Origin of the sequence: Pseudomonas oryzihabitans (assembly GCF_006384975.1) — a bacterium.
Taxonomy (GTDB): Bacteria; Pseudomonadota; Gammaproteobacteria; order Pseudomonadales; family Pseudomonadaceae; genus Chryseomonas; species Chryseomonas psychrotolerans_B.
In genome coordinates this window covers 3,884,795-3,900,837 of the sequence record NZ_CP021645.1, presented here as the reverse complement: position 1 = coordinate 3,900,837, position 16,043 = coordinate 3,884,795, and the positions used below count along the sequence as shown (strand labels likewise).

The 16,043-nt window shown below is 64.1% G+C and carries 15 protein-coding genes; 6 read left to right on the top strand and 9 right to left on the bottom strand.

Annotated features, from left to right (window positions below; all coding sequences use genetic code 11):
• Nucleotides 1-259: 259 nt before the first annotated feature.
• Together CCZ28_RS17530 and CCZ28_RS17525 are read left to right on the top strand one after the other, a co-directional pair.
• On the top strand, nt 260-1,819 hold the full coding sequence (locus CCZ28_RS17530) for a SulP family inorganic anion transporter (RefSeq protein ID WP_140220054.1): 1,560 nt from the start codon (nt 260-262) through the stop codon (nt 1,817-1,819).
• Nucleotides 1,820-2,406: 587 nt separating this feature from the next.
• Nucleotides 2,407-2,682 carry an HU family DNA-binding protein gene (locus tag CCZ28_RS17525; protein ID WP_058760416.1) on the top strand — a complete coding sequence of 92 codons (276 nt, stop codon included), beginning with the start codon at nt 2,407-2,409 and terminating at the stop codon, nt 2,680-2,682.
• A gap of 98 nt (nt 2,683-2,780) precedes the next feature.
• Here the strand turns inward: CCZ28_RS17525 and CCZ28_RS17520 are convergent, their stop codons facing one another.
• Nucleotides 2,781-2,948, bottom strand: coding sequence for a rubredoxin (locus CCZ28_RS17520; RefSeq protein ID WP_058760417.1), 168 nt, complete (start codon nt 2,946-2,948; stop codon nt 2,781-2,783).
• A gap of 176 nt (nt 2,949-3,124) precedes the next feature.
• Between CCZ28_RS17520 and CCZ28_RS17515 the strand changes: the two genes are divergently transcribed.
• The 3 genes from CCZ28_RS17515 (at nt 3,125) to CCZ28_RS17505 (ending at nt 5,549) form a co-directional block, all read left to right on the top strand.
• On the top strand, nt 3,125-4,273 hold the full coding sequence (locus tag CCZ28_RS17515; RefSeq protein WP_140221385.1) for an MFS transporter: 1,149 nt from the start codon (nt 3,125-3,127) through the stop codon (nt 4,271-4,273).
• Between the two features lie 156 nt (nt 4,274-4,429).
• A complete protein-coding gene (locus CCZ28_RS17510) occupies nt 4,430-4,987 on the top strand; it encodes a glycine zipper 2TM domain-containing protein (protein ID WP_240795175.1) in 558 nt (185 codons plus the stop codon).
• Nucleotides 4,988-4,991: 4 nt separating this feature from the next.
• Entirely contained in the window at nt 4,992-5,549 is a 558-nt protein-coding gene (locus tag CCZ28_RS17505; protein WP_140220052.1) for a DUF5384 family protein, read from the top strand.
• Nucleotides 5,550-5,616: 67 nt separating this feature from the next.
• On the opposite strand, the gene CCZ28_RS17500 is transcribed toward CCZ28_RS17505, so the two are convergent.
• The 4 genes from CCZ28_RS17500 to CCZ28_RS17485 all read right to left on the bottom strand — a co-directional run bounded on the left by CCZ28_RS17500 (nt 5,617) and on the right by CCZ28_RS17485 (nt 8,951).
• The gene (locus CCZ28_RS17500; protein ID WP_140220050.1) at nt 5,617-6,393 is read right to left on the bottom strand and encodes a MetQ/NlpA family ABC transporter substrate-binding protein; all 777 of its coding nucleotides are present in this window, start codon (nt 6,391-6,393) and stop codon (nt 5,617-5,619) included.
• Between the two features lie 66 nt (nt 6,394-6,459).
• Nucleotides 6,460-7,239 (bottom strand): MetQ/NlpA family ABC transporter substrate-binding protein, encoded by a 780-nt coding sequence (locus CCZ28_RS17495; RefSeq protein ID WP_205894683.1) that lies wholly within the window; start codon nt 7,237-7,239, stop codon nt 6,460-6,462.
• 39 nt (nt 7,240-7,278) lie between these two features.
• Nucleotides 7,279-7,944, bottom strand: a complete 666-nt coding sequence (locus CCZ28_RS17490; protein ID WP_058760422.1) for a methionine ABC transporter permease — start codon at nt 7,942-7,944, stop codon at nt 7,279-7,281.
• The gene (locus CCZ28_RS17485) at nt 7,944-8,951 is read right to left on the bottom strand and encodes a methionine ABC transporter ATP-binding protein (RefSeq protein WP_140221383.1); all 1,008 of its coding nucleotides are present in this window, start codon (nt 8,949-8,951) and stop codon (nt 7,944-7,946) included. Before CCZ28_RS17485 ends, CCZ28_RS17490 begins: the two co-directional genes overlap by 1 nt.
• Nucleotides 8,952-9,234: 283 nt before the next feature.
• Here CCZ28_RS17485 and katE point away from each other — a divergent pair, with 283 nt between their 5' ends.
• Nucleotides 9,235-11,364, top strand: coding sequence for a catalase HPII (katE, locus tag CCZ28_RS17480; RefSeq protein WP_140220046.1), 2,130 nt, complete (start codon nt 9,235-9,237; stop codon nt 11,362-11,364).
• A 155-nt stretch (nt 11,365-11,519) separates the two neighbouring features.
• Here katE and CCZ28_RS17475 read toward each other — a convergent pair whose 3' ends face one another.
• The 4 genes from CCZ28_RS17475 to CCZ28_RS17460 all read right to left on the bottom strand — a co-directional run bounded on the left by CCZ28_RS17475 (nt 11,520) and on the right by CCZ28_RS17460 (nt 15,700).
• Nucleotides 11,520-11,900, bottom strand: a complete 381-nt coding sequence (locus tag CCZ28_RS17475) for a RidA family protein (protein ID WP_140220044.1) — start codon at nt 11,898-11,900, stop codon at nt 11,520-11,522.
• Between the two features lie 58 nt (nt 11,901-11,958).
• Nucleotides 11,959-14,118 carry a bifunctional GTP diphosphokinase/guanosine-3',5'-bis pyrophosphate 3'-pyrophosphohydrolase gene (gene spoT / locus CCZ28_RS17470; protein WP_140220042.1) on the bottom strand — a complete coding sequence of 720 codons (2,160 nt, stop codon included), beginning with the start codon at nt 14,116-14,118 and terminating at the stop codon, nt 11,959-11,961.
• Between the two features lie 3 nt (nt 14,119-14,121).
• On the bottom strand, nt 14,122-14,394 hold the full coding sequence (gene rpoZ, locus CCZ28_RS17465; RefSeq protein WP_058760426.1) for a DNA-directed RNA polymerase subunit omega: 273 nt from the start codon (nt 14,392-14,394) through the stop codon (nt 14,122-14,124).
• 88 nt (nt 14,395-14,482) lie between these two features.
• The gene (locus CCZ28_RS17460) at nt 14,483-15,700 is read right to left on the bottom strand and encodes a Fic family protein (protein ID WP_240795305.1); all 1,218 of its coding nucleotides are present in this window, start codon (nt 15,698-15,700) and stop codon (nt 14,483-14,485) included.
• Nucleotides 15,701-16,043: the final 343 nt, after the last annotated feature.

Here is a 16,043-nt window from a genome sequence, read left to right as displayed (position 1 = left end):
TGGGGCTCCACGGGGCTTGCCCATCGACCTGATAACTGCCTGAAACCGCACCGTGTCATATGACGTGATATGACGCCAAGTTCTGTATGAAAAGTCGCCGAGCGACGGTCAGGCGAGGCGAAAAGCGCTGAGGAAGCGGAGTTTACGAAGGGTAAATGAGCATTCCGAAGCGTTTTTCAACGAAGCATCACCGAGCGCAGGCACTTTTCTTACAGAACCTAGGCACCGTTTTATCCCGAGTCGCTGGAGGACTAGGACCATGCTTGCCAATCAACAGACCCCGGGGCGCAGCCTGTCGCGCGATGCCCTGGCCTCACTCGTGGTGTTTCTGGTCGCCCTGCCGCTGTGCATGGGGATCGCCATCGCCTCCGGCATGCCGCCGGCGAAAGGCATCATCACCGGCATTGTCGGCGGCCTGGTGGTGGGCTTTCTCGCCGGCTCGCCGCTGCAGGTCAGCGGTCCGGCCGCCGGCCTGGTGGTGCTGGTCTTCGATCTGATCAACCGCCATGGCATCGAGGCCCTGGGTCCGGTGCTGCTGCTCGCCGGCCTCTTGCAGCTCATCGCCGGCTTCACCCGGCTGGGCGCCTGGTTCCGCGTCACCTCACCGGCAGTGGTGTACGGCATGCTGGCCGGCATCGGCATCCTCATCGTGCTCTCGCAACTGCATGTGATGCTCGATGCCAAGCCCGCGGCCTCGGGCCTGTCCAACCTGCTGGCCTTCCCCGGTGCCGCCGTCGAGGCCGCCAGTCAGTGGAACGGCAGCGGCAGCGGCGCCCAGGCAGCGCTGATCGGCCTGCTGACCATCGCCAGCATGTGGCTGTGGGAGAAATTCCGGCCGCAGACGCTGCGCTTCCTGCCCGGCGCCCTGATCGGCGTGACCCTGGCGACCCTGGCCAGTCTCTGGCTGGCACTGGATATCCGCCGCGTGGAGGTACCGAACAACCTGGCCGATGCCATCGACTGGGTGACCTTCGCTGACCTCGGCATGCTGGCCAATGCCGAATTGGTGGTGGCCGCCCTGGCCCTGGCCTTCATCGCCAGCGCCGAGACCCTGCTCTCGGCCGCCGCGGTGGACCGCATGCACAATGGTCCACGCTCGCACTTCGACCGCGAGCTGGGCGCCCAGGGCATTGGCAACCTGCTGTGCGGTGCGGTCGGGGCACTGCCGATGACCGGCGTCATCGTCCGTAGCTCGGCCAACGTCCAGGCCGGCGCCACCAGCCGCGCCTCCACCATCTTCCACGGCCTCTGGCTGCTGGCCTTCGTCGCGGCCCTGCCCTTCGTACTCAAGTTGGTACCAGTGGCGAGTCTGGCGGGCGTGCTGGTGTTCACCGGCGTCAAGCTGGCCGACCCCAAGTCGCTGACCGGTCTCAAGCGCTACGGTCGGGCGCCCATGGCCATCTATGCGCTGACCGCGCTGATGATCGTCGCCACCGATCTGCTGACCGGCGTGCTGGTAGGCTTCGGACTGTCCATCGCCTTCCTGGCCGTCAAGGCAGCGCAACTGAAGATCAGCCTCAATTACCGCGAAGACGATCCGCAGCAAGCCGAACTACGCCTGGTGGGCGCTGCCACCTTCCTGCGCGTACCCCAGTTGACCAAGGTACTGGAGCAGATCAAGCCGGGGACGACCCTGCACGTACCGCTGGATCGCGTCTCCTACATCGATCATGCCTGCATGGAATTGCTGGAGGATTGGGGCCGGACCCAGGCCAGCAATGGCATGCGGCTGGTGATCGAACCCAAGGCGCTGGAACGACGCCTGGAAGGCCAGGCACCCGCGAGCCAGCCGGTGATGCCGGTCCAGGCGCCAGCCTGACCAGCGTCGCGACCGGAGCCCAGGCGCCGGACTCCGGTCGCTCTCTCGCTCGGGCCTCGGCCCGTGTCCGCTACGCTGCTCGGCAAGGCCTGGTTGCGCTGGAACGCGATACGGGCCTTCGCCGGCAGTGACCCGACGTCGCAGCCGATCCCACGCCTGCACTCCTTCTCGTCCTCATTCCGGCTGCGTTCGTCTGACGAGAAGGATGCGGTCGGACTACCGCACCCCGCCCGTGCATCCTTGCCCCGCCCCAGACCACCTCGTCGGACCATTCACAGCGGCCAGCTAGAGCCTTTGGCGAGCCCGCGCTGGAAGCCCGGCTTCCGCCAAACGGTGGACAGACCGTCCACAAAGGGTGGTTAAAATGCCGCGCAGTTGGCGAAGTCGGGGTCAGTCATCCTACCAACAGCTAATAGTCTGCTAATTAACTTTCGCTCGTGCGTACTTTGCCTTATAACGGCATCTGGTTCGACTTTTGTCGCACCAACGCTCTTTGTGTCGGGCCGCCCTCTAGCGCGAGGGAATCGTTTTGCCAGGAAAGCCATGCGAGGCCCGCACCGCTAAAAATGACTCCACGAGAGGTAGCTATGCGCAAGCCTGAATTGGCGAATGTAATCGCTGAAAAAGTCGGACTTCCTAAGGAACAGGCCAACGCCGTGCTCAACACGCTGTTGGACGAGATCGCGAATGCGCTGCACCGCAAGGACAGCGTGACGTTGGTCGGCTTTGGTACCTTCCTGCCGCGTCATCGCGGTGCCCGCATGGGGAAAAATCCCCAGACCGGCGAGCCGGTCAAGATCCGTGCGAGCAACACGGTGGCGTTCAAGCCCGGCAAGGCACTGAAGGACAGCATCGAAGGCTGAGGATCAGACGGCAAGGATGGCCGCTGCAGCCAAAAGGCATCGCTCGTGCGATGCCTTTTTTTATGGCCACCTATTTATCGAAGGCAGGCAGTCGACGATCAGCCGATCTCGATCATCTCGAAGTCGCCCTTGCCCACACCGCAATCCGGGCAGAGCCAATCCTCGGGTACATCTTCCCAGCGCGTCCCCGGGGCAATGCCGTCATCGGGCCAGCCCAGGGCTTCGTCGTAGATATAGCCGCACACGATGCACTGCCATTTCCGCATTGCTTATCTCTCTCACCAGCTTCAGGTAAGGCGCACGCTACGCGAAAGCCTGCCAAAGGCCAACCGCACCGGAACCCGGCGTGACCGCCGTCGCGCCCCGCACCGGGCCTCTCGCCAGCGATGCTGAGCCGTCGAGTTCAGGTAAGCTTGGGCCGATGAATGCCTCCTCCTCGCCCATGCCCTGGGCCACCTATTTCGCAGTGCTAGGCAGCGTCATCAGCGTGGGGCTGGCCATCGGCCTGTCGATGCCGCTGGTCTCGCTACGCCTGGAAAGCTGGGGCTACGGCAGTTTCGCCATTGGCGTCATGGCCGCCTCTCCCGCGCTCGGTATCCTGACCGGTGCCAGTCTGGCCGGACGCCTGGCCACCTGGATCGGCACCCCACGGCTGATGCGACTGTGCCTGGTGGGGGGCGCCGGCTCCCTGATCCTGCTGTCGCTGCTGCCCAGCTATCCGCTGTGGTTGCTCCTGCGCCTGGCCCTGGGCGCCATCCTCACCCTGATCTTCGTGCTCGGTGAAAGCTGGATGAACCAGATCATCACCGATCGGTGGCGCGGGCGTCTGGTGGCCCTCTACGGTAGCGCCTACGCCCTCAGCCAACTGGCCGGGCCGCTGCTCCTGGGCGCGCTCGGCACCGAGGGCGACCAGGGCTTCTGGCTAGGCGCCCTGCTCATGCTCGGCGGTGCGCTCCTGCTGCTGGGCCGCCAGGGCGCTCCAGCGGCCGGTGGCCATACCGCGGCCTGGCGTGCCTTGCTGGACTTTTGCCGCAGTGCCCCGGCCATCGCCTGGGCGGTGGCGCTGTTCGCCTGCTTCGAGTCGATGATCCTCACCCTCATGCCGGTCTATGCCCTCAACGAGGGCTTCGGCCAGCAGTTGGCGCTTTACATGGTCAGCGCCGTGGTGGTGGGTGACGCCCTGCTGCAGCTACCCCTGGGCCTGCTCGCCGATCGTCTCTCGCGCCAGGGCCTGTTCGTCGGCTGCACCCTGGGCCTGCTGGCGGTCAGCCTGGCCCTGCCCCTGTTGCTCCATACCCTGGGCGTCTGGCCGCTGCTGGTGCTGTTCGGCGCCACCGCCGGCGGGCTCTTCACCCTGGGCCTGATCCTGGTGGGCGAGCGCTATCGTGACGCTGAACTGGTCCGCGCCAACGCCTGCATCGCCCAGCTCTGGGGCCTCGGCTGCCTGGTCGGCCCGCTGGTCACCGGTGCCGCCAGCCAATGGCTCACCGGCCATGCCCTGCCGCTGTTGATGGCGGCGGGGGCGGCGGTACTGCTGGTGATCGTTGGGCGTCGGGGGAGCGTGCCGGTACAGGCAGAGTCCGTTTCATAAGACGGAGCGATTTGCTGCCATACTTTGGTTTTACTGTTAACCTGATCACAGCCAGGGTAGGCCTTTAACGGAATGGACGTCCGTCAGCGATCATTAGCTGCTCGCGACCGTTGTGCCTGCCCTGACTGAACCGTAGTTGCGGAGGAGCCCAAGCTCTTGCCGTATGTTCGAACCACTTCAGGGAAAAAGCAGATGAAACACAACGGATGGGTGGTCGCAGGCATTTTCACGGCGTTGGCTTCGCTGACGGGCTGCCAGGCAACCGGTGAAAACTATGCCGCCAACGTATACAAGGCCGGTCAGGTCAATTCGCGCCAAGCCGCCAAGACGGTCCAGATCCTGGCCGTGATGCCCGCCAAGATCGAAGTTGACAACGCCCAAGCCAAGCAGTCGGCCCAGGTTCTGGGCGCCGTGTTTGGCGCGGTAGCCGGCGGCGTGCTCGGCCACAACATTGGCTCGGGTGGTGGATCCAATACCGCCATCGGTGGCGTGGCAGGCGGAGTGGCAGGCGCTGCCGCTGGCTCTCTGGTCAATGACAAGCGCCTGGTGGAAGGTGTTTCCATCACCTACCTCGAAGCCGGCGAGACCTTCAACTCAGCTCAGGTCGGCTTGAGCTGCCAATTCACCCCTGGCACGGCCATCGTGGTCTCCACCGATGCCCAGGAAACCCGTATCCAGCCGAACGCGACCTGTCCGGTTGCCGCCAAGGAGTGAGCCCATGCGCGCCCAACTTCTGATAGCGGGCCTGCTGCTTGGCGGTAGTGTCCAGGCGGCGAGCCTCCAGGACCAGATCAACGCGGTACACCAGGCGGAGCTACAGCAGCAGGCGGTGCGTCAGGCAGAGGCCGAACGTGCGCGCCGCGAATACGAAGCGGCGTTGGCCCAGGCTGAGCGGCAGCGCGCGGAGCAACAGCGCCGAGCCGAAGCGGCCCGCGCCGAGCAACAACGGGCTACCGCCGCTCGTGCCGCCCAGGCCCGGGCTGACCAGCAGGCTCGCAACACCGAGCGTTTGGCCGACAAGCAGCGTGACCAGGGCTTCGAGGACGAACTGCGTCAGCTGGAAATTGAAGAGCGCAAGCTCAAGCTGGCGCAGATCAAGGCCCGCACTGAACGAAGCAACGACTTCATCGATCAGGAATTGCGTCAGCAGGCGGCCCTGACCGATGTGGTGCAGTCCAACGCCGACGCCAACCGCAACCTCTCCGAAGGTGGCAAGGCGCTGATGCAGAGCGAAGGTGTTGCTCGGGAAAAAGAGGCGAGTAACTGGTTCAAATGACCCTGCCACGCCTTCTCGCCACGAAAAACGCCGGCGCAAGGCCGGCGTTTTCTCATTCAGCCTAACCTCAGAACGCCGGTACCACGGCGCCCTGGTACTTCTGTTCGATGAATTGCTTCACCGCCGGGGTGTTCAGCGCCTTGGCCAGCTTCTGCACGGCGTCGCTGTCCTTGTTGTCCGGACGGGCGACCAGGATGTTGGCGTAGGGCGATTCCTTGCCTTCCAGCAGCAGGGCGTCCTTGGTCGGGTTGAGCTTGGCTTCCAGCGCGTAGTTGGTGTTGATCAGCGCCAAGTCGACCTGATTGAGCACGCGCGGCAGGGTCGCGGCTTCCAGTTCCTTGAACTTCAGGTGCTTGGGATTCTCGACGATGTCCTTGGGCGTGGCCAGGATGTTGGCGCTGTCCTTGAGCTTGATCAGGCCAGCCTTTTCCAACAGCAGCAGGGCGCGACCACCGTTGGTGGCGTCGCTGGGAATGGCCACGACGGCGCGGTCGCGGAGCTCGGAGAGCTTCTTGATCTTCTGCGAATAGATGCCGAAGGGCTCGACGTGCACCTGGGCGACGGTCACCAGGTCGGTACCGCGGCTCTTGTTGAATTCGTCCAGGTAGGGCTGGTGCTGGAAGAAGTTGGCGTCCAGGCGCTTCTGGGCCACTTGCAGGTTGGGCTGCACGTAGTCGGTGAAGACCTTGATCTGCAGGTCCACCCCTTCCTTGGCCAGTTGGGGTTTGACGAATTCGAGGATCTCGGCGTGGGGCACCGGGGTGGCGGCGACCGTCAGGGTCTCGGCGGCGTGGGCGGTCAGGCTGGCGGCCAGCAGGGCGGCGGTGGCGAACAGTTTTTTCATGGCAGTCTCCTAAAGGAAAGAACGTAGCCGCCGGCCCGTACATGGCGGACCGGCTGGCCAGGGAAATCAGAACGCCGGAATCACGGCGCCCTGGTACTTCTGCTCGATGAATTGCTTCACCTCGGGCGTGGTCAGGGCCTTGGCCAGCTTCTGGATGGCCGGGTCGTTGGCCTTGTCGGCGCGGGTGTACAGCAGGTTGGCGTAGGGCGACTCGCCGCTCTCGATGAAGAGGGCATCCTTGGTCGGATTGAGCTTGGCTTCCAGGGCGTAGTTGGCGTTGATCAGCGCCAGGTCGACCTGGTTCAGCACGCGCGGCAGGGTCGCGGCTTCCAGCTCCTTGAACTTCAGGTGCTTGGGATTCGCGACGATGTCACGCGGGGTGGCGGTGACATTGCTCGGGTCCTTGAGGGTGATCAGGCCCTGCTTGGCGAGCAGCAGCAGCGCGCGACCGGAGTTGCTCGGGTCGTTGGGGATGGCCACGGTGGCGCCGTCCTTGAGCTCCTTGATGTCCTTGATCTTCTGCGAGTAGGCGCCGAAGGGCTCGACGTGCACCGCCACCACCGGCACCTGGTCGCTGCTCGGATTGCTCTTCTGGTAGCTGGCGTAATAGGGCTTGGTCTGGAAGTAGTTGGCATCCACCTGCTTCTGATCGGTCTGGCGATCGGGCTGGATGTAGTCGGTGAAGACCTTGATCTTCAGGTCCACCCCTTCCTTGGCCAGTTGCGGCTTGATGAATTCCAGGATCTCCGCATGGGGGACCGGATTGACCGCGACGGTCAGGGTCTCGGCCTGGGCAGCCGTGGCGATACCGAGGCCGAAGGCCAGGGACAGCAGGGTACGTTTCAGCGACATCTGGATTTTCCTTATGCAAACCTTCAGGTGGGATCAGCGACGACTGAAATGGGCGACGAGTCTATCGCCGACCATCTGCAGTACCTGGACCAGCACCAGCAGCAAGAGCACCGTGACCACCATGACGTCGGTCTGGAAGCGCTGGTAGCCGAAACGGATGGCCAGGTCGCCCAGGCCGCCCCCACCGATCACCCCGGCCATGGCGGTGTAGGACACCAGGGCGATGGCGGTGACGGTGGTGGCCGCGATCAGACCGGGCAGGGCCTCGGGCAACAGGGTGCGGGTGACGATCTGCCAGAGGCTGGCGCCCATGGCCTGGGTGGCCTCGATGATGCCGCGGTCGACCTCGCGCAAGGCGGTCTCCACCAGCCGGGCGAAAAAGGGCGCGGCGCCCACCACCAGCGGCGGGATGGCGCCTTCGACGCCCAGGGAGGTGCCGATCAGCCAGACCGTGACGGGGATCATCAGGATCAACAGGATGATGAAGGGCACCGAGCGCAGCACGTTGACCACGAAGGAGAGAATGCCGTAGACCAGCGGCTGCTCCAGCAGTTGGCGGCGGCTGGTGAGGAACAGCAGCACGCCCAGCGGCAGACCGAGGATGAGGGTGAAGAGCATCGACCAGCCGAGCATGGACAGGGTGTCCAGCGTGGCCTGCCCGATCTCGGCCCAGTCGATGTTGGTGAAGAGTTCGTCCATCAGCGCAGGACCTCCACGGTGACGTCGGCGGCGTGGAAGCGGGCCAGGGCGGCGTCCAGGTCCCCGCCCACCAGGGCGATGGTGAGCTGGCCGTAGGGCTCGTCCCGGATGCGGTCGATACGGCCGCCGAGAATGCTGTAGTCCACACCGGTCTCCCGGGCGACGTGGCCCAAGAGCGGTGCATAGGTGGCCTGGCCACGGAAGGTCAGGCGCAGGATGCGGCCTTCGACATGGGCATAGGCGTCGGCCAGGTCGCTTTCGTCCTGGTGCTCGGCCTCGAAGACGAAGCGGCGGGTGGTGGGGTGCTGCGGATGCAGGAAGACATCGGCAACGGTGCCCTGCTCCACCACGGCGCCACCGTCGAGCACGGCGACGCGATCGCAGACGCGGCGGATCACGTCCATCTCATGGGTGATCAGCACGATGGTCAGCCCCAGCTCGCGATTGAGCTCGGCCAGCAGTTGCAGCACCTGGGCGGTGGTCTGGGGGTCGAGGGCGCTGGTGGCCTCGTCGCAGAGCAGGATCTTCGGCTCGGTGGCCAGGGCGCGGGCGATGCCGACGCGCTGCTTCTGGCCGCCGGAGAGTTGCGCCGGGTACTTGCGTGCCTGGTCGGACAGGCCGACCCGCGCCAGCAACTCCTCGACGCGCTGGGCGATCTGCGCCCGCGAACGGCCGCCGGCCAGTTCCAGCGGCATGGCCACATTGGCCGCCACGGTCTTGGACGAGAGCAGGTTGAAGTGCTGGAAGATCATACCGATGCGGCGGCGAAAATCACGCAGCTCGGTCGCGCCCAGGGTGGTGACCTCGGCGCCGTCGACCAGCAGGCGGCCGCCACTGGGGGCTTCGAGCCGGTTGATCAGGCGCAGCAGAGTGCTCTTGCCGGCGCCGGAATGGCCGATCAGGCCGAAGATCTCGCCGGCTTCGATCCTCAGGTCGACCGGCTGGAGCGCCGCGACCTCGCGACCGCGCGTGCGGTACGTCTTGTGGACAGCATGGAATTCGATCAATGCAGGAACCTTGTGGGTAGCAGACAACAGGAGGGTGACCCCGGCGCGCAGTTTAACGTGCGCGCTTATATCTGCTTAGCACTTGTTATCGGATGTTAAGCCCATAAAGGCATATGGCCAGCGCCAGGGCGAAGCCGACGCACAAGGAAACAGCCCGTCGCTTCGCCTCAGCCGAACGGAACACCGGCGCACGGCGGCGAGTCATTACAGGACTGCCTGAATTCGCCCCACATCCCGTAGGGGTAGCAAAGAACGCCGCAAAGGCGCCTGATGAGGACTTTCCATGGCTACGCCCCCCAAGAGTGAACTCGCCGGTACCGACACCCTGGATCGCCAGAACACCTCGAAGAAACTCGAGCAACTGGAGCAATTCCGCTCCGACGCCACCGGCCAGGCACTGCGCACTAATCACGGCGTGAAGATCGCCGACAACCAGAACTCCCTGCGCGCCGGCACCCGCGGCCCTTCCCTGCTCGAAGACTTCATCATGCGGGAGAAGATCACCCACTTCGACCATGAGCGTATTCCGGAGCGGATCGTCCATGCCCGGGGCACCGGTGCCTACGGCTACTTCCAGCCCTACCAGGACTGGTCCGACCTGACCAAGGCCGCCCTCTTCCGCGATCCCAACCACCAAACCCCGGTGTTCGTGCGTTTCTCCACCGTACAGGGCCCGCGCGGCTCCGGCGATACCGTGCGTGACGTGCGTGGCTTCGCCATCAAGTTCTACACCGAGGAAGGCAACTGGGACATGGTCGGCAACAACATGCCGGTCTTCTTCATCCAGGACGCCATCAAGTTCCCGGACTTCGTCCACGCGGTGAAGCCCGAGCCGCACAACGAGATCCCCACCGGCGGCAGCGCCCACGATACCTTCTGGGACTTCGTCTCCCTGGTGCCCGAGTCGGCGCACATGGTGCTCTGGACCATGACCGACCGCGCCATACCGGTGAACCTGCGCAGCATGCAGGGCTTTGGCATCCACACCTTCCGCATGATCAACACCGCCGGCAAGGGTGTCTTCGTCAAGATCCACCTCAAGCCCGCCGGTGGCGTGCGCTCCCTGGTATGGGACGAAGCCCAGAAGCTGGCCGGCAAGGACACCGATGCCCACCGCCGCGACCTCTGGGAAGCCATCGAGGCCGGTGACTATCCCGAGTGGGAATTCGGCGTGCAGATCATTCCCGAGGAAGATGAGCACAAGTTCGACTGGGACATCCTCGACGCCACCAAGATCATTCCTGAGGAGCTGGTGCCCATCACGCCGCTGGGCAAGCTGATGCTCAACCGCAACCCGGACAACTACTTCGCCGAGACCGAGCAGGTGGCCTTCTGCCCCGGTCATATCGTCCCCGGTATCGACTTCAGCAACGACCCCTTGCTGCAGGGCCGGCTGTTCTCCTACACCGACACCCAGATCAGCCGTCTCGGTGGGCCGAACTTCCACGAACTGCCGGTCAACCGTCCGGTGGTGCCGAACCATAACGGCCAGCGCGACGCCAAGTACCGCATGACCATCGACAAGGGCCGGGCCTCCTACGAGCCCAACTCCATCGACGGCGGCTGGCCCAAGGAAACCCCGCCGGCGCCCCAGGATGGTGGCTTCGAGAGCTATTACGAGCGCATCGATGGCTACAAGGTGCGCGAGCGCAGCGAGTCCTTCGGCGACCATTTCTCCCAGGCCACGCTGTTCTACAACAGCCTGTCGGAGGCCGAACAGGCCCACGTCGCCGACGCCTACAGCTTCGAGCTGGGCAAGGTCGAGCGCATGTGGATTCGTGAGCGCCAGGTCAACGAGATCCTCGCCAACATCGATCTGGAGCTGGCGCAGAAGGTGGCCAAGAAGATCGGCGTGACCCCACCGACCGCACCCACCGTACAACCGCGCAAAATCTCCATCGACAAGTCGCCGGCGCTGAGCCAGCTCAACCTGCTGTCCGGCAACATCAAGGGCTTCAAGGTGGCGGTACTGGTGGGTGATGGCGTCATCGCCAGCGAAGTGGACGCCATCAAGCAAGCGCTCAAGGCCGAAGGCGCGCATGTGAAGGTGCTCGGCCCCACCGCCGGCCCGGTCAAGGCCGCCGATGGCAGCGAGGTCGCCGTGGACGGTTCGGCCGAGGGCATGCCTTCGGTGGCGCTGGATGCGGTCTATGTGCCGGGCGGCGCCGAGAGCGTCAAGGCCATGCTCGACGACGGCGTGATCAAGCACTACCTGCTGGAAGCCTACAAGCACCTCAAGGCCATCGCCCTCACCGGTGAAGCCGAGCAGCTGCTCAAGGCGGTCTACCTGAGCCCCGACGAGGCGCTGCTGACCGGTAGCGACTTCAAGGCGGTGCAGCAGGACTTCTTCGCCGCCATCGCCAAGCATCGCTGCTGGGCGCGGATGCCGAAGATCAAGTCCATTCCGGCCTGATCGAGCGGGCACGAAAAAGCCGACCGTCGCGAGACGGTCGGCTTTCTTGCTTGGGCTTCGTGGCCAGATGCGAATCTGGTTATCGCGGCCATGGGCCGCTCCTACAGGTACAGGCACGACCGTAGGAGCGGCCCATGGCCGCGATAGACCGCCAATTAACCCAGCACCAACACCCCATCCATCTCCACCTGCGCACCCTTGGGCAGCGCGGCCACGCCGATGGCAGCGCGGGCGGGATAGGGCTGCTGGAAGTAGCGGCCCATGATCTCGTTGACGGTGGCGAAGTGCGCCAGGTCAATCAGGAAGATGTTCAGCTTGACGATATCGGCCAGCGAACCACCGGCGGCTTCGGCAACGGCCTTGAGGTTCTCGAACACCTGCACCACCTGGGCCTCGAAGCCGTCCACCAGCTCCATGCTGGCCGGATTGAGCGGGATCTGCCCGGAGAGGTAGACGGTGTCACCGACCTTGATCGCCTGGGAATAGGTACCAATGGCGGCGGGCGCCTTGTCGGTGTGGATCACTTGCTTGCTCATGGGTCGCTCCTGTGCGGGAAAGGCCCGATTCTGCAAGCCGGTGGTGACCGCTGCAACCTCAGCTGCGAACCCGAGTGATACCGGCCACGCCCTTGAGGGTACGCAGCTTCTTGATCACCCGCGCCAGGTGGACCCGGTCGCGTACGCTGACCACCAGTTGAACCACGCTGACCCGGCCATCGCGCTCGTCCATGCCGATCTTCTCGACGTTGGCGTCCACCGCGGTGACGTTATTGGCCAACATGGCGATCAGGCCGCGCTGGTGCTCCAGCTGGACGCGCAACTCGACGCTGAATTCGCCGGTGACGTCCTTGGCCCAGTTGAGCACGATGCATTTTTCGCTGTTGTGGCGAATCTCAGCGATGTTCCGGCAATTTTCCAGATGGATGACCATGCCCTTGCCGGCCGAGAGGTGGCCGACGATGGGATCGCCCGGAATCGGCGTGCAGCACTTGGCATAGCTGATCACCAGGCCTTCGGTGCCGCGGATCGCCAGCGGGCCCTGGGGCGTGGTGCTGGCCTGGGGTTCCAGCGGCTCTTCCTGCTCGCTGCCGGACACCAGGCGCCGCGCCACCACGTAGGCCATGCGATTACCCAGTCCGATCTCTTCCAGCAGGTCTTCCAGTACCACACCCTTGTACTCGCCGAGCACCGAGAGAATGCGCATGGGAGAGATCTTCGACAGCTGGGTGCCGAAGCCGGATAGCGCCTTGTTCAGCAGGCGCTCGCCAAGGCTGATGGACTCGGAGCGGCGCTGCTGCTTGAGCGCATGGCGGATGTTGGTGCGTGCCTTGCCGGTGACCACGAAGTTGAGCCAGGCCGGATTGGGCCGGGCGCCGGGTGCGGTGACGATTTCCACCGTCTCGCCGCTGCCCAGCGGCTGCGACAGCGGCGCCAGGCGGCGATTGATGCGGCAGGCGATGCAGCTGTTGCCGACGTCGGTGTGCACCGCGTAGGCGAAGTCCACGGCCGTGGAGCCCTTGGGCAGCTCCATGATGCGGCCCTTGGGGGTGAAGACGTAGACCTCGTCCGGGAAGAGGTCGATCTTCACGTTCTCGATGAATTCCAGGGAGTTGCCCGCACGCTGCTGCAACTCGAGGATGCCCTTCACCCACTGGCGCGCCCGCAGGTGGCTGGCGCGCGGCTCGTCGCCACCGGCCTTGTACAGCCCATGGGCGGCGATGCCGTTGTTGGCCATCTCTTCCATCTCGCGGGTGCGGATCTGGATCTCGATGGGCACGCCGTGCATGCCGAACAGGGTGGTATGCAGCGACTGATAGCCGTTGGCCTTGGGGATGGCGATGTAATCCTTGAAGCGCCCCGGGAACGGTTTGTAGAGATTGTGCACCGCGCCGAGCACCCGGTAGCAGGTGTCGACCTTGTCGACGATGATGCGGAAGCCGTAGACGTCCATGATCTCGTTGAACGACTTACGCTTGCCGCGCATCTTCTGGTAGATGCTGTGCAGGTGCTTTTCGCGGCCGACCACCTCGCCGTCGAGGCCGTCGCGGGCCAGGCAGTTGGCCAGGGATTCCTGGATCTTGCCGAGGATCTCGCGGCGATTGCCCCGGGCCGTCTTGACCGCCCGCTGGATGCGCTCGGCGCGCATCGGGTGCATGGCGCGGAAACCCAGGTCCTCGAATTCCACGTAGAAATCGTGCATGCCCAGGCGATTGGCGATGGGCGCGTAGATTTCCAGGGTTTCCTTGGCGATGCGCCGGCTCTTGTCCGGCGGCATGGCGTCCAGGGTGCGCATGTTGTGCAGCCGGTCGGCCAGCTTGACCAGGATGACGCGGATGTCCTTGGACATCGCCATGGTCATCTTCTGGAAGTTCTCCGCCTGGGCCTCGGCCTTGGTCTCGAACTTCATCTGGGTCAGCTTGCTGACCCCGTCCACCAGCTCCGCTACCGTCTCGCCGAACTGGCCGGCGAGGGCTTCCTTGGCGATGCCGGTGTCCTCGATCACGTCGTGCAGCATGGCCGCCATCAGGCTCTGATGGTCCATGTGCATGTCGGCGAGGATGTTGGCGACCGCCAACGGATGGGTGACGTAGGGCTCGCCGCTGCGGCGGCGTTGCCCGTCGTGAGCCTGCTCGGCGTAGTAGTAGGCCCGCCGCACCAGATTGACCTGGTCGGGGGTCAGGTAGTCCGCCAGACGCTCGGCCAGCAGGTCGATGCCGGTCGGGCGGACGTCACCATACGCAGGCTCGGCGGCCATGGCTTAGAGGGCCTCGCCGTCCGCTTCGTCGTTGACTTCGAAAGCGGCGAACAGGGGCTCTTCCTCGACGATGTCTTCCTGGCGGATGACTTCTTCGTCGACCAGGCCTTCGGCGATCTCGCGCAGGGCGACGACGGTGGGCTTGTCGTTGTCCCACGGTACCTTGGGCTCTTTGCCACCGGTGGCCAGCTGACGCGAGCGCTTGGTGGCGAGCATGACCAGCTCGAATCGGTTGTCTACGTTATCCAGGCAGTCTTCGACAGTAACGCGGGCCATGGTCTTCCTCGTGGCGATGATGATCCCGGGAACGGGGGACCAGACAGTATAAAAATTCGCCAGTGGCAAGGGAAGGGGCGGTGGTCGGCTACTGGGGCCGTCCAGCGTCTATCCAGTGCTGGGTCTGGCTGATCGTCAGCCGATAGCGGGCGCAGTTGTGCATGCCCAGGGTGCGCAGCTCCTCGACCAGCATTTGCCGAAAGATTACGGCATCGGCCTTCGCTAGCTGAACGGCGGCCACAGCCTGCTCAAGCGATCGACGCTCACGCACCACCATTCCCACCGCATCGCCAAGTGCGCTGCGCAGCCGCAAGCGCACAGGGTCAGGAATGCCCACGGCCGCTAGTTGCACGCCATACTTGGTGATCGAGCGCCGATAGACGCTTTCGAACAATTCGATCGCCAGGGCGACGTTGCGGTGTTCATAAACCCCCATCATCGCGTAGGCGTAGTCCTGCGCCTCGATATCCAGGAAAGAGAGGGGCGCGCAGTTGTAGAGCATCAGCGGAATGTTTGCGGCGAGCCGACTGGTCCTCTTGTTGCCATCCTCGAAGGGTTGCAGGTAAGCCAGGTTTACCCAGAGAAAAAAGGCGGCCTCAACGGGGTTGTTGATCTGTCGCGCCTTGCCGAGGATGAGTTCGAACATCTCCTGCAGCTGGGTAGGCACGTGGGAGGGGTAGTAGGTGGTCCCCGAGATACTGACGATCTTGTGCCGGATGACTCCCAGGCCAGCGCTGTCCATCAACAGATCCTGCATCAGCAGCGCATGCAGGTTGTGGATCACGCCAGAGGTCAGACCGTACTCGGGCACTGCATCGATCAGGAATTCGATGGCCGCCTTGTGGTTGAGCAGCATCACCGCATCCAGATCCCCGTCTGCCGTCCCCTTCCTGAACAGCGCCTCGGTCGCGAGCAGGGAGAAGGGGTTGCCCTCAAGACGCGATGAAGACCAGGACAGGTCGATCAACAACGGCTCAAGGACGCGCCGGGCATAGGTACCCGCTGGTTGTTGCCCCTGCATGCCGCCTTCGGCGGCCAGGGCGTGCGCGAGCGTTTCTGGGAGCAGGAAGCTTTGATTCGGGACATAGTCGACCACGAAGTCGGCTTGATAGGTGACCGGTTGACGGCTCGCCAGCGGTTGCAGGAGCTGACTCTTCAACGCCTGCGCTGCCGACAGTACCGGAGGTGGTGCCTCAGCAGCAGGATCGACGTGCGATTCCAGGTTCAGGCTATAGCGCGTACCCCGGCGCTGTCCTGCCCGTAGCACGTCACCTGATCGAACCAGAGCATCCAAATGACGCTTCACGGTCGCCAAGCTAGTCGTACCGAGGCGTACTGCCAACTCAGTGGAACTCATCCAAGGACGCTCGGTATCCGCCCGCCCCCGCAGTACCTGGAGAAGCTCCTCTTTCACTGCCATTGCGCGATTTCCGTCTACCCTTGGCCTTTTTTGAGCTCATTGGAGCTCATTGGAGCTCATTGGAGCTCATTGGAGCTCATTGGAGCTCATTGGAGCTCATTGGAGCTCATTGGAGCTCATTGGACAAGGTTTAGCCAAAGTTCACGGAATCCAAAATTTCGGCGGTGGCGACGGATAATTAACTCAGCAGGTGCCCATCCACAATCAGCCTGGGCACCTGTCGTCTCAG

What these genes read in the sequence shown, in the direction of transcription:
- CCZ28_RS17490 (WP_058760422.1), bottom strand. Translation starts at nt 7,944, where the DNA reads ATGGACGAACTCTTCACCAACATCGACTGGGCCGAGATCGGGCAGGCC.
- rpoZ (WP_058760426.1), bottom strand. Translation starts at nt 14,394, where the DNA reads ATGGCCCGCGTTACTGTCGAAGACTGCCTGGATAACGTAGACAACCGA.
- CCZ28_RS17505 (WP_140220052.1), top strand. Translation starts at nt 4,992, where the DNA reads ATGCGCGCCCAACTTCTGATAGCGGGCCTGCTGCTTGGCGGTAGTGTC.
- CCZ28_RS17520 (WP_058760417.1), bottom strand. Translation starts at nt 2,948, where the DNA reads ATGCGGAAATGGCAGTGCATCGTGTGCGGCTATATCTACGACGAAGCC.
- CCZ28_RS17500 (WP_140220050.1), bottom strand. Translation starts at nt 6,393, where the DNA reads ATGAAAAAACTGTTCGCCACCGCCGCCCTGCTGGCCGCCAGCCTGACC.
- CCZ28_RS17525 (WP_058760416.1), top strand. Translation starts at nt 2,407, where the DNA reads ATGCGCAAGCCTGAATTGGCGAATGTAATCGCTGAAAAAGTCGGACTT.
- spoT (WP_140220042.1), bottom strand. Translation starts at nt 14,118, where the DNA reads ATGGCCGCCGAGCCTGCGTATGGTGACGTCCGCCCGACCGGCATCGAC.
- CCZ28_RS17475 (WP_140220044.1), bottom strand. Translation starts at nt 11,900, where the DNA reads ATGAGCAAGCAAGTGATCCACACCGACAAGGCGCCCGCCGCCATTGGT.
- katE (WP_140220046.1), top strand. Translation starts at nt 9,235, where the DNA reads ATGGCTACGCCCCCCAAGAGTGAACTCGCCGGTACCGACACCCTGGAT.
- CCZ28_RS17515 (WP_140221385.1), top strand. Translation starts at nt 3,125, where the DNA reads ATGCCCTGGGCCACCTATTTCGCAGTGCTAGGCAGCGTCATCAGCGTG.
- CCZ28_RS17530 (WP_140220054.1), top strand. Translation starts at nt 260, where the DNA reads ATGCTTGCCAATCAACAGACCCCGGGGCGCAGCCTGTCGCGCGATGCC.